Annotated in this window: 8 protein-coding genes and 4 pseudogenes; all 12 read right to left on the bottom strand. The window is 38.5% G+C overall.

Annotated elements, in window-relative coordinates:
- The coding region (locus MKL33_RS01960; protein ID WP_130120077.1) for an IS5 family transposase at positions 1-541 on the bottom strand (541 nt) is incomplete at its 3' end.
- A gap of 90 nt (positions 542-631) precedes the next feature.
- A complete protein-coding gene (locus MKL33_RS01955; protein ID WP_130120067.1) occupies positions 632-3,511 on the bottom strand; it encodes a type I restriction endonuclease subunit R in 2,880 nt (959 codons plus the stop codon).
- Positions 3,512-3,562: 51 nt separating this feature from the next.
- On the bottom strand, positions 3,563-4,660 hold the full coding sequence (locus tag MKL33_RS01950; protein WP_130120065.1) for a PD-(D/E)XK nuclease family protein: 1,098 nt from the start codon (positions 4,658-4,660) through the stop codon (positions 3,563-3,565).
- 9 nt (positions 4,661-4,669) lie between these two features.
- Positions 4,670-5,443 (bottom strand): annotated as a pseudogene (locus tag MKL33_RS01945) (restriction endonuclease subunit S); the annotation flags it as partial.
- Positions 5,432-5,857 (bottom strand): annotated as a pseudogene (locus tag MKL33_RS20660) (restriction endonuclease subunit S); the annotation flags it as partial. The pseudogenes MKL33_RS01945 and MKL33_RS20660, both read right to left, overlap by 12 nt.
- Positions 5,857-7,425: a type I restriction-modification system subunit M gene (locus MKL33_RS01940; RefSeq protein ID WP_130120061.1), complete on the bottom strand. Its 1,569-nt coding sequence runs from the start codon at positions 7,423-7,425 to the stop codon at positions 5,857-5,859. The gene MKL33_RS01940 and the pseudogene MKL33_RS20660, both read right to left, overlap by 1 nt.
- Positions 7,426-8,200: 775 nt before the next feature.
- The gene (locus tag MKL33_RS01935) at positions 8,201-9,064 is read right to left on the bottom strand and encodes a hypothetical protein (protein WP_130120059.1); all 864 of its coding nucleotides are present in this window, start codon (positions 9,062-9,064) and stop codon (positions 8,201-8,203) included.
- Between the two features lie 132 nt (positions 9,065-9,196).
- Complete coding sequence (locus MKL33_RS01930; protein WP_005113776.1) at positions 9,197-9,709, bottom strand: hypothetical protein; 513 nt, start codon at positions 9,707-9,709, stop codon at positions 9,197-9,199.
- 33 nt (positions 9,710-9,742) lie between these two features.
- Positions 9,743-10,165, bottom strand: a complete 423-nt coding sequence (locus tag MKL33_RS01925; RefSeq protein ID WP_000582283.1) for a hypothetical protein — start codon at positions 10,163-10,165, stop codon at positions 9,743-9,745.
- A gap of 53 nt (positions 10,166-10,218) precedes the next feature.
- On the bottom strand, positions 10,219-10,995 hold the full coding sequence (locus MKL33_RS01920) for a hypothetical protein (RefSeq protein WP_000698343.1): 777 nt from the start codon (positions 10,993-10,995) through the stop codon (positions 10,219-10,221).
- A 647-nt stretch (positions 10,996-11,642) separates the two neighbouring features.
- Positions 11,643-12,404, bottom strand: a pseudogene (locus MKL33_RS01915) (ATP-binding protein); the annotation flags it as partial.
- 52 nt (positions 12,405-12,456) lie between these two features.
- Positions 12,457-12,971: pseudogene (locus MKL33_RS01910) on the bottom strand (IS5-like element ISAba13 family transposase); the annotation flags it as partial.

Raw genomic sequence — 12,971 nt, 5'->3', positions numbered from 1 at the left:
CAAGTAAATCACCAAGCACCTGTGAATCACTGACATTATTGGTTGTAAGCTGAACTGCTCGTATTTGTAGGGTTTTAGCATCTATACCAATATGAAGTTTACGCCATTGGCGACGATATTCAGGTCCATGTTTCTTGCGCTTCCATTCGCCCTCACCTAGAAACTTCATGCCTGTAGAGTCCATGAGTAGATGCAGCCCATCGCTACTTTTTTGGTAGTTGATTACAATATCAATATGCTTTTGTCTTCTACAAAGCGTGGTGTAATCTGGTGCGGTCCAATTTAATCCGCAAAGTTTAATCAGACTTTGCACAAAGCCAGTGACTATACGTAAAGATAGACGGAATAAGGATTTAATCATTAAACAGCATTGAATAGCCGTATCGGCGTAAGTTTGATTTCGACCTTGCTTGTTTTGTGGTTGTGCATACCACTGAGTGTTTGGATCAAACCAAATGGAAATGTTGCCCCGATTAATGAGAGCGCGATTATAGGAAGACCAGTTGGTTGTGCGGTAGATTTTGTGTGTAGGCTTCTTCATTTGAAAATTATATCGCTGAAAAAGCCTTTACAGATAGGTTTGTGCAACAAAGCCCTCTGGAAATAAAGTCACACTTTGAATGTGTATTATTTAATTAAAACCAGTATAAAATCTTTCAATCAACTGCCGTGTCTTGACCAGCAAGTTAGTGAAGACATTATCCCGTTCAAAAAGTTTTACTTTATAGTTTGGCAAGTCTTTCAATTCTTCTTTACGTGGAAAACGGTTCGTATATTCATAGTGTTCAAGAACTTCTTTCATCACTTCAGGCTTTAGATTTTCCTGTTCACAAAGCTGCTGGTAAGCCCGTTCTTTTTCGATATCCCAAAAATGTGCAAAGGCATCTTGAACGCTCTGTCCATTGATCATCTTCGGTATGTTTTCTTCAATGAATTTTTGAATGAGGTCTTGCTTATCGTGCAAACTAATATCGCTACTGATTAAATCGTAAATTTGCGCTTGGTACTTCTGACGCTTGTCCTCTGAGTCTGTATCCACGACTAGTTGTAGGAGGTTGATGATATAACCAACATTAATGCGGTCACTGTGCAGTAAATCCAGTTGAAAATCGACATCATCTAGCACCGATACTTTTTCTTTCTTGGTGGTCTTTCTAACGGCACGGCATAAGTCAGCATACTTAGAAGCGAAGTTCGCGAAGTGCTGCTTATCCAGTTGTGTTTGGTCTTGATCGTACTCAATAAAAGTTTGTAATTGCGCGTTATAGCGCATCACTTCACGGAAAGCTTTAATAAATTCCAGTTGCTGTTCTTCAGTAACAAGATCATCGACTGATTGGTAATTGGGCGTTAAGGCAAACAGTTTGCTCACCGCCGCTTGGTAATCCTGTTCGATTTCCGCATAGCTTGGAACAAGGACGATCTGGGTCGTTTCTTTATTGGAAAATAGTGCCAGCGCCTCATCTGTGGCGCGTTTCAGATTGCGGAAACAGATGATATTGCCAAATGGTTTTTTATCGTTATAGACACGATTGGTACGAGAGAATGCCTGAATTAAGCCATGATATTTTAGGTTTTTATCGACATACAAGGTATTTAGCGGCTTAGAGTCAAAGCCCGTGAGGAACATATTGACCACGATTAGAATATCAATCTGTCTGTTTTTTACGCGCTGTGCAATGTCGCGGTAGTACGCATAAAATTGATCACCAGAATTGTAGTTAGTTTTGAACTGTCGGTTGTAATTGGCAATGTATCGATCTAGCTTATCCCGACTGGATGAATTGACCTGACTTGGAATATCTGCGGCTTCTTCGTGAATCAAGCCAGTTAAGTCATCAGTCGGTACAGCCTCATTTGCCGCATAGGAAAAGATGGTGGCAATGGTCAACGGTTTAAATATCCGACCTTGTGCTTCATCTTCAATTTGCTTTTCAGCCTGCACCTTTTCAAAGAGGTCGTAATATTGGGTCAGTGTTTCGACCGAACTGACACAGAACATTGCGGTAAATTCACGATTACGGGTTTTGGTATCGTGAATATTGACAATGTAGCGAGCAATCATTTCTAGGCGTTGTGGGTTGTCATACAGTTCTTTGGTATCGATGCCTTCTACATCTTCCTCATAACTTTCATTCGTCGCCATGCCTTTGGCGGTGTATTTGCCACGATAATCAATCTGGAACTGCAAGACATTACGGTCACGGATGGCATCGACAATCACGTATTTATGCAAACACTCATTAAACAGGTAGTCTGTGGTGAGTTTTAAACCTGCTTTGCTTTGGCTGTTCTTTTCAAAAATAGGCGTACCGGTAAAACCAAACATTTGTGCATTGCTGAAGAATTTTTTGATGTTCTGATGGGTCTCACCAAATTGGCTACGGTGACACTCATCAAAAATAAAGACTACTTTTTTATTTTTAAGATAATCAATCGATTCTAAATAACGGTCGGTGCTGATGGCCCGATTGAGTTTTTGAATGGTGGTCACAATCAGTTTGTCATGACGTTGATCCAGCTGTTTCACCAAGGTCGATGTGTTATCTGTGCTGTCGACGCTGTCGGCTTTAAAAGCATTAAATTCGCGTGAGGTTTGCGTATCGAGGTCGTTACGATCGACCACAAACAGAACTTTTTCCACATTAGGCATTTGCATGATGATCTGACTGGCTTTAAATGAGGTCAGGGTTTTGCCTGAACCTGTAGTGTGCCAAATATAGCCGTTCTGATCGGAGTTTTGCACATGCTCCACAATTTTCTGTACTGCATAAATCTGATAGGGACGCAGCACCATCAGGCTTTTGGTGGTTTCTAGCAGCACCATGTACTGAGTCAGCATTTGGGTCAGATGCTGCTGATTGAAAAAAGCTTCGGCAAAGTCGACAATTTCATTGATGTGTTTGTTATGGACATCCGCCCATGGAAAGGCAAACTCGATGCCTGTGGTGCCGTTGGAGTAATAACGAGTATTGGCACCATTACTAATCACAAACAACTGGATAAAGCCAAACAGCCCTTGCCCTGCCCAATAGGCTTCACGAATATAGCGTTGCGTTTGATTAAAGGCTTCGGCAATTTCCATGCCGCGTTTTTTCAGCTCGATCTGTACCAAAGGCAAACCATTGACCAGTAAGGTCACATCAAAACGGCTGGTACGGCCATTATAGTCGCGGTGATCGATGGTGATTTGATTGGTCACCTGATAGATGTTCTTGCTTGGGTCATCCGAGAGAAAAAAGATGTGTTTGCTGCTCCCGTCATCAAATTTGACTGGGAACAGATCACGCAGATTCTTGGCGCGTTCAAACACGGTGCCCGTGTTTAAAAAACTGATGATTTGTTTCCATTCCGTTTCTGACAGTGGCGCAAGTCCATTGGCACGTTCGACTTGGTTTTTTAGGTTAGACAGTAGTTGGCTTTCGTCCTTGATGGTCACCGCAGCATAACCCAATTGCTTGAGCTGGCTAATCAGTTCATTTTCAAGTTGATATTCGCTTTGTACTGTCATTTCACCCTCTACTCTCTAAATTCTTATTCGCTTTATATTCAATATACTGATTTATCTTAAAGTTTTTTCAATCACATCTAACAAACTTGCTTTCTCCACAATCAAATCTCGAATCGCTTCAAAATTATTTTCAGGTGCACGCCAATAGATACATAACCAGCGTTCAGCACCACCTTTATATTTTTCAATTTTCCAGTTGAGGTAGCGTGAATCATCGTTGCATTTCAAAATAGAAAATGCTTGCTCCTCTAATTCTTCTGGTAAATTCAAAATATAAGTATTCACCCCAAAGATTGTCTCGCCTTGATTTTCATAAATGTATAAAGTGTTATTTGTCAGGTTATTCCACGCATCGTTATAAAAACGAATCCCTCCCCATGATTCATATTTGTTTCTAGAGATATAACCATCAATGGATTGATTAAGAAGCTGACTGATACTATCGACAACTTCTTGAATAGTATTAGTTTTCAACTTTTGTAACTCTTGTATTTCTTGATAATGATCAAAAATAAATTGGATACGGTTCATATCTAGTTTCTGTGTACGATAATAACTTTCAAGATGCAGCAAAAACTCACGTGCAAACAAATTCCATTTATTCATGGGATTCGCCATCATTTGTTCTGCAAGGTAAGGTCGGACAGCATTCACCAATTGTTGGTAGGAAATACCGTGCCAATTTTTGGCTTCACTTTTACCAGAGATGCTGAGTATCAAGCCAAGGATAGCTTTGCCTTTTGAGCGTGTTTGAGCATATTTCACATAGTCATCAAATGGATTGTTTTGATGATGATAAATTTTAGCTTCCAGTAAAATGAGATACGTGTCGGTATCAATCATTAGGTCGATACGATTACTGTTATGTGTAACGCATTCTCGCTCCAAATTTTCCACTTGACCTAGACTAGAATTCTCTAGGGCGCTCATTCCTACAACAACATCACTAAAGCCTTTCCAGAACACCTCTCCCAACTCATGGGATTCTTGAGGGTTTAAGAAAAATTCAAGCAATTCAGTGGTGGGATTTTCGTAATAGCTACGAATCGCAGTATCGAAAAAAGTTTTTTCTCGCGGTATCGCTTTAAACTTTTTTGCAGAATCTAAAAGTTGTGTGAAATGTTCAAAAGGTGATGTTGCTAAATTCACTATATCCCCCTACACAAACATCTGCTGCAACAAGCCTTTTTTCCAAGTTTTGGCTTGTTCAATTTGCTGTACTACAACTTCAATTTTTTGGTCAATGCTAGATAGAAAATTAGCGATTTTGGTTTGTTCTTTTAGACAAGGAACTTTAATTTCTACTTTCCCAATATTCGTTTTGGATATACCCAAAACTGAAATACCTGTTGCTAATTTTTTAATTTGCTCACGCACTTCAAAAGTTTGCATTAAATAACCACAAAAACCTAAAGCAAACGGCTGCACTGGCCTAGCAATGTAGGTATGTAATCCTGCAACCACTTTCTGATTGTTTAAGTGAATAATTTCTAAAGCTTTACCAATATCTTTATAGTCTTCTGAAGCATCAGCTATAACTAAATCACCTACCTGCAAAAACTGATCTTCGGCAAATTTATTTGTATTCACTTCACTACTTAGAAATGGCACAACCTCCTTACTGATATCAAATAAGGTAGAGAATTTAGTATGAATATCTCCATAATGGATATTCATTATTTCACCTTGTTCGGATAATAAAGCTCTTGAATATGAGTTTGTTTGATGAAATTTAAATTTGTCTGAAAACTTAACTTTCTTCCACTCCCCAAACTCACTCCCATCATCCGCTTTAAAACGAATCTGCTGACTAAACAACTTCTGCATCATGCCTTGTTTATATTGGCTCAGCAGTTCATGTTTTTGCGTGAGTTGGCTGATCTTTTCATCCACGTTCGATAGAAAAGAGGCTATTTTGGTTTGTTCTGTAAATTCGGGGATAAAAATATTAACTTTTTTTATCATTCCTCCAGTTACAAGGGGTTGTCCTGTCCCAAATACAAGTCTATTCAGATTAAATTTTATCAGTAGTTCTCGTAAATAATCTAAACTCGTATCATCTGATACAGTGAGTCTCAGAGTGTTATCTGATACAGAATATTTTCCATCTATTTGATATAAAGATCCTGCATTCGCACCAACACGTGCAATTAAAATTGATTTTCCTTCATAGTCAAAAATATCTTTATAACCAATCACACCTGTTGAACCATAAAAAGGGAATTCTCCAGTATCGCCTTTCTCTTCCGATTTTCCTGACTGAATAGAAAACCCTTTCAGTTTCTCAAAAGTTGTATTTGTATAGTCTGCATCAAACTCTTTAAATCGTAACTTAGGCACAGCCATTACTTCACCTCCGCAAATGGTGAAACAATGCCTAGCTCATTACAGAAATCTGCAATGATGGCATCAGTTTTTTGGCTGTCGTGTTCCAAAGCTTGAAGCTGCTTTGCAATCGCATCTAAATCAATCTCGGCTTCCGCTTCAAAGGTATCCACATAACGAGGAATATTCAGGTTGTAATCGTTATCTTTCACTTCTTGTAAAGTTGCGACATGCGCATACTTTTCAATATTTTCACGCTTTTCAAATGCCGCAACAATCTTATCCAAATGCTCAGGCAATAACTTGTTTTGGTTCTTCTGCTTTTCAAAATCATTGCTGGCATCAATAAACAGAATATTGCTGCTATTCTCACGGTTTTTCTTCAGCACCAAAATACAGGTCGGAATAGACGTGCCATAGAATATATTGGCGGGTAAACCAATAATGGCATCCACCACGTTCATCTGCTCAATCAAATACTGACGAATCACGCCTTCACTTGAACCACGGAACAATACGCCATGCGGTAACACCACCGCCATGGTGCCATTGTCATCCAGTTGATACAGCATGTGCTGTACAAAAGCCATATCGGCTTTAGAACTTGGCGCCAATTTGCCATAAGCAGCAAAGCGTTCATCTTGTAAAAATAACGGATCGGCTGACCATTTTGCAGAAAATGGCGGATTCGCCACCACCGCATCAAACTTTTTATCTAAATGCTGCGGACGGGTCAAAGTATTTTCCTGCTTGATGTCGAACTTGGCAAAATGCACGTCATGCAGAATCATGTTCATGCGCGCCAAGTTGTAGGTGGTACGGTTCATCTCCTGACCGTAAATCATATCGACATCTTTAACTTCACGTTTTACCCGTAGCAATAACGAACCCGAACCACAAGTCGGGTCATAGACTGAACGTAAACGGTCTTTGCCTTGGGTGACAATCTTCGCCAGTAAGGTCGATACCGTTTGCGGCGTATAGAATTCCCCCGCTTTTTTGCCCGCGCCTGAGGCAAATTCACCAATCAGGTACTCGTAAGCATCACCCAGTACATCGGCTTCGGTATTACTAATATCAAAATCAATATCATCTAAATGACTCAGGACTTTCGCCACCAGTGCATTACGGTCACTGGCATTATTGCCAAGCTTGGTCGAGTTTAGATCCAAATCTTCAAACAGGTTGGCAAAGTCATCGGCAGAGTCGGTGCCTAACGTGCTTTGTTCAATTGATTTTAAGGTTGCCGTTAAATCATCCAGAATGAATTCGCCCTGACGACCACGCTCGGCTAAGGTATGGAATAGCTGTTTGGGTGTGAGCGCATAACCGACTTCGGCAATGGCATTCTTTTTAATTTCTTCGATGTACGGCACATGCTCAGCATTATTTTCATCTAATTCTAAAAAGCTGACTTCTTCGCCATCCAGCAATTCATTAGCAAAATTAACCGATTTTTCTGATAAATATTTAAAGAAAATAAAACCCAGAATGTAATCACGGAATTCATCGGCGCCCATGGTGCCGCGCAAAGTATTGGCAATATTCCAAAGTTGTTTTTGTAATTGTTGCAGTTGTACTTGGGTCATTGTTATGCATGTCCGATGAAATGAATAAAACATGACTAGTTTACCGAAAATTAAAGTTTTTTCAGCAAAATTGGAAATAGAAAGACAAAATTTGTCGCACTAAATGCATATCAATAATATTGATATACAAGGTTTTATTTGGATTTTAAAAGATTAACAGGTTCAAGTATCATAATTTAAATTAAGGCCCATATCAAAATTACAGATGCTTAGAAAAATATTTATAAGCAAAATAAATAAAAAGGCGGTTTGTTAAAGTTGGTCATATTCAGCATCAATATACGCATTAATTAATGTCCAATGGCTTTGTTGCACAAAGATTTAAAAGATAACACTCTGCTCATTTGAACAGAATTCAAGTGACAACTTGGGTATGAGGACGACCTAATTCGTTTTAGGAGTAGGTTTATTCATTTTGAAATTATAGGACTGAATAAACCTTATAGGCTAGGTTTGTGCAACAAAGCCAGTGTTGAGTGAATAGTAAATGTAATTATCTGGAAATATATAGTAAGCGCTAACTAATAATATGGATTCTATCTACTGTTTTATATTTTTAAAAGAGTATAACAATATTTATAAGTAAGCGCTTATATATAAGCAGTGCTATTTTGCGTTGTAAAGCGCTAGATTTAATTTTATTTTCAGCGTGAGTGTTTCTTTATAAAAATTTTTTTAACGTAATTAGCGCGCAAATTAGAAGCAGGAAAATAGTGTTTTTGACATAGGCAAAAATAAAGGGAGTTTGACACTCCCTTTTTACCGCTTTTTTCTATTACTTTTCACTTGGAAAGAGATCAGCTTTCATCTTGGCTAAAATTAGCGACTGCTCATTTGGAATTAGCTTATTTCCTTCTTTTGTTGCAATTTTCAATAGGGGGAACATTTGGAGCATCTGTCCCGCCTGCGCTCGCGCTGTACCTTCTGAGTAATGTGTATTCAACAGGTTGTTATATAGATTGCCACCTTTACCAGTTGTAATATAACCATCTGTAATAATCGTCTCAAATGCGATTCTCATGACCTTATTTAAGTTTCCACCGTTCTTGAAATAGGTGAACAAGATAATGACCTTCTCAGCTACTTTCTTTTGAACTGTCTCAACATTACCTCGTGTACCAATTACCGTCGGTTGGTTGTTCAGGATACGTAACAGGTTTTCTTGTTTTTCTTTAAGCTTGTCATTTGGTAAATCAATATCACTCGCTTCAAGAAGAATCATGTCTGCACTACCGCCTAGACGGTCTAAGAGAACTTCTGACTTCTTGGAGTTGTAGTGTGTCACACGTTGCTGTGTAGATTTAGGTTTCTCTTTTGCAGCTTTATTTTCTGTTGTCACTTTCTGAGGTGCGCTATTTTGCTTTTCTGGAACAATTGGCTGTTTTGTTTCTTCTGCTTCAAGATTTAAATCAAGTTCTTCCTCGTTAATCAGATCGTCAAACGCGCCATTATTTAAGTTGTCCAATAACTCAACATCATGCAACTCTTCATCGACTAGCTTTTCATCTTGAACAGCAGCAGATTCGGCTGTTGGCTCTAAAGCCATGTCGAGTTCTGATTCATCAATATCAAGTTGATCAAAAAGATTAGATATAAGTAATTCATCATCTTTTACTTGATTAGTAGCTTTTGCGTTCATACTTACATACCTTTATTAGTTGAAGTTATTGCAGTTTTCTTGCTGCTGTATGTAGTTTATTGAGCGCCGTGTGGATAAGAAGCGAAATGATGGCGATGTTGTAGGTAAAGTAAAATAATAAGATTCAGTGTGTTACCACACTGAATCAAAGTTGGTTTTCGGTTTGAAGGTGATGGAAGGTAGTTGTTCTTCTTCTAGGTTCTCAACCGTAATTCGCTCATGAATACATTTTGAAATATTGTCCTCACTATAGGTAAAGTTACCTTCTTCATCGTAATAACATTTGGAGTATTTCAAGAGGATATCTTCATATTCCGCATCGGCTGATGACCGCCGGTTGTACGTCTTGGATAAAGGTTCTTCATACCATCGGTCATCATTCCGTTTATTCAAGATCGCAATTTTAAAGATAGGATATTGTGACTTGTAGTGGCTGGAGACTATCTTATCGCTGATTTCACCGAGCCATATTAATTGCACACATAGATTTTCATTTTGAAATTCGCGCACCGAAAACATGTTTAGCGGCAAAGTGTCTGGTTCGTTTTCGGCATGCTTTCTAAAAACTTCCTCAAAATGGGCACGTAACTTTTCATATTCTTCCTTAGAAATCTCTTTGCTAAACATGTCAAAGTAACGCGCCATTATTTTTCTCCTTCATTTACGGTATCGTCGTGTTTACTCATAGGTAAGTTTTCTCATAACTTCGCCAACTGTCTGTTGGGCGTAATACAAATCAAGCTCAAACCCATATTTGATCAATTCATCTAAATCGATATATCCAAGCTCCGGATAACCGCCATTAAGTCTGATTACTCCATATGCTTGAGTATGAGGTGGACCAGCAACGTCTAATTCAACGATGTAAACGTCGCTATCTCCCTTGAAGTAATGCATTTGGCATATTGCGTTGTCGCCTTGGCCGTCTGTTTGATAGGTAACAGGGCATTTGGCTACGATGTCATCGACTTTGATAATCAAGTCTTTGTAATGCTCACTCTCAACACCTTTGGTTCCTGATAGAAGGCAGGCGATTTGAGGGTCTGACATAACTTTGCGCAGATTGCCAATACGGCTAAAAATACTTTCAGCAATAATCATAACGTAATACCCATTAATTATAAATAAGTGCTTACTTATTATTGCAATCAAAATTAGGCATTCAATGCTTGCTGATTGGGTTTGATTTTATTAATAAGCGCTTGGAACTCTTTACGGTGTCGGTCTTTGACGTCGGTCCACTTCACGTCCGAAAGGCTAACGATCGGTTTAAATTCGCCATGCCCGGAAGTGTAAATATCAATTGAGCCAACTGGATCTGAAAAGACAATGGTTCCATCACTACGTTGCATTAGATTTGCCGCATGGATGTCATAAAACGCATCACCGTAACTGCCTACGAAATTATTTAGTTTTTCGAAGTAAGGTAAGAGGGTAGGAACGTCCTTCAGTTGAGGAAGCTGATTTGCCATTTCGATGAGAATTTTAGCTGTGGCGCCTCGTACACTTATACCATGCTCTAACCCTGCAAGACGGCGGCGCAATTCATATGTAAGGTTTAAGGCAAGGCTGCGATTAGGACCTTTTGAAATCTTCTCAAGGCGCTCTACTTCAAACAGAAATAATGGAACTAATTTTTTATTTGGTTTTGTGAGGTTTGTTTCTTTCACATTCTTGCCAACCAGGTATTCACCAACTTGGCCATAGTTTTTGATTAATTTAGGTGAGTGAATGTCATCAATCTTAATTGCTTCGTCGTTAAGCATGTAATAAGTGGCTGGACAGGCAGTCAATTTAAGAACGGTATTGGGATTTCCGCTTTCAAAGACACCTGAAAACATGCCGCTTGCAATGAGTTTTCTACCTTTTAAAGCCTCATGTGTTTTTCTAACGGTTGTCACACTTGAGTCATTCATCAATAAAATTTTCATATCCAATCAATTCATTTCTTAATTAGCAAAACGTTAAGTTATTTTAGTCAGCTAATTGTTAAGTTGATTGGAAAAAGCAAAGGCGGCATGACTTACCCGAAGAACTGATAAATTAAGGCTGCCAACTTATTACTTTAGATTTAAGCATAAGAAATATCCTCTTTTTGATTTAAGCTTTCTTAAGTACATTGGTTGGTAATACAAAGCTCGTTTTGTTTCTTCAATCATAATCATAAAAAGCCCTGTATGATCAGGGCATTAATAAAGGCGTTCAATTGAACGCCTTTTAATCCATCTTAAACAGGTTATGTGCTGAGTTTCCATCATTGTCTTAGCATGATGCGGATCAGTCTAAAGCATTCTCAGGAATAGAGGAGCTCGTTGCTGATGTTGTCGCTGATATGATTAGCAATAATGAAAAAGTTCCTACACTGTATATATCATTAATAGTAGTCCACTAATTCCAATTAAGAGTAGTCCACTAATTTCGATTAAATGTGGTCCACTGAGTTTATAAAAAGCGAGATCCTAAGATTCTCGCTTAAATCTTAATTTTAGGTGCATATTCCTACTTAGATGAATATACACAGCTGCATACCAACTTGGACAATGATTCTCACTTTAATTGAACACTCTAAAAAGATTAATCATATCCATTTATTTTGAAAGTCTGCACCTGCTGAATTTGGTATTATTGACGGTTGATGAATATTAATCGTTAATGGAATCGGAAAATCGTTTCCAATAAGTACAGCTTCCCCTGGTTGTAAACTAGGTAAAAAATCTGAAGCTGCTTTATCAATTTCACCACAAGCACGTTCAATAATTTCTCTATCTCGATCATTAGTAAGCCTATGAACAATTAATGTGCCTAATTGGCTTAATACGCCTTCAGTTATATCCCTTGGTCTCTGAGTTGCTAAGCAAATATTCAAACCAAATTTTCGTCCTTCCTTTGCAATTAACTCAAAAGAATCTAATTTGGCAATCGAATCTTCGTTACCAATGCTTTTCCCGATAAAATTATGAGCTTCATCTAAAAAAACAACTATCGGTTTATCTGAGAATTTCCGATCCCTTGCGAGACCTAAAAGATGTCTTCCAATCACATTTGCAACGATTTCCCTAGCTTTAAATTCAAATCCAACATCACTTAAGTCTATTCTCAAGATTTTTTTATTTGAATCATAGAAATCATCGATTTTTTCTACAAGTGTTGGTAGGCCTTTGGATTGAAAAACAAATTTAAAGGTATTAGAGGTTGTTATTCCATGAATTCTTGATACTAAGGCAAGACAATAACTAAAACTTTGCTGATCTTCTCCCCATATACCATCCGATTTTGGTGGCCAGACACATTCCTCACGAATTTGTTTACTAAGCTTTAAAGGATTAAATGGTGTTGAAGGGGCTTTGTTGCACAAAGATTTAAAAGTTAAGACTTCTCATATCTACTCAAATTTAAGTGACAACTCGGGTATGTGGTCTGCCTAAGTCCGTAAATTTATTTAATACTGCCATACGTGCATGAATCTCATTGACTTGGCTTTGAAAATTTCTCGCACTGAGTTTATCCCCCAATAATTTGATGCAATGCATCTTGGTTTCAACCAAACTTCGCCGATGATAGCCTGACCATTTCTTCCAAATAGTTCTTCCTAAACGTTTAACTGTTCGAAGCAACTCATTGCGTTCTAGCGAGCTCATCTTTTTATCTTTCCATGGCTTCGCATTTTTTCTTGGTGGAATCACTGCATGTGCTTGCCGATCCGCAATGACCTGTCGGCACTGTTTGGTATCATAAGCTCCATCGGTATAGACGGAGTCAACTCTCTCATCTTGTGGAATCTGATCGAGTAAATCACCAAGTACCTGTGAATCACTCACATTGTTGGTTGTGAGCTGAACAGCGCGTATTTGTAAGGTTTTAGCATCTATACCCATATGTAATTTACGCCATTGGCGACGATATTCAG

Source organism: Acinetobacter sp. AOR43_HL, assembly GCF_027854635.1.
GTDB lineage: Bacteria > Pseudomonadota > Gammaproteobacteria > Pseudomonadales > Moraxellaceae > Acinetobacter > Acinetobacter pittii.
Note: the sequence above shows the minus strand (reverse complement) of the source record. Positions and strands in the feature narration are given on the sequence as shown.

What these genes read in the sequence shown, in the direction of transcription:
- MKL33_RS01940 (WP_130120061.1), bottom strand. Translation starts at nt 7,425, where the DNA reads ATGACCCAAGTACAACTGCAACAATTACAAAAACAACTTTGGAATATT.
- MKL33_RS01955 (WP_130120067.1), bottom strand. Translation starts at nt 3,511, where the DNA reads ATGACAGTACAAAGCGAATATCAACTTGAAAATGAACTGATTAGCCAG.
- MKL33_RS01935 (WP_130120059.1), bottom strand. Translation starts at nt 9,064, where the DNA reads ATGAACGCAAAAGCTACTAATCAAGTAAAAGATGATGAATTACTTATA.
- MKL33_RS01925 (WP_000582283.1), bottom strand. Translation starts at nt 10,165, where the DNA reads ATGATTATTGCTGAAAGTATTTTTAGCCGTATTGGCAATCTGCGCAAA.
- MKL33_RS01920 (WP_000698343.1), bottom strand. Translation starts at nt 10,995, where the DNA reads ATGAAAATTTTATTGATGAATGACTCAAGTGTGACAACCGTTAGAAAA.
- MKL33_RS01930 (WP_005113776.1), bottom strand. Translation starts at nt 9,709, where the DNA reads ATGGCGCGTTACTTTGACATGTTTAGCAAAGAGATTTCTAAGGAAGAA.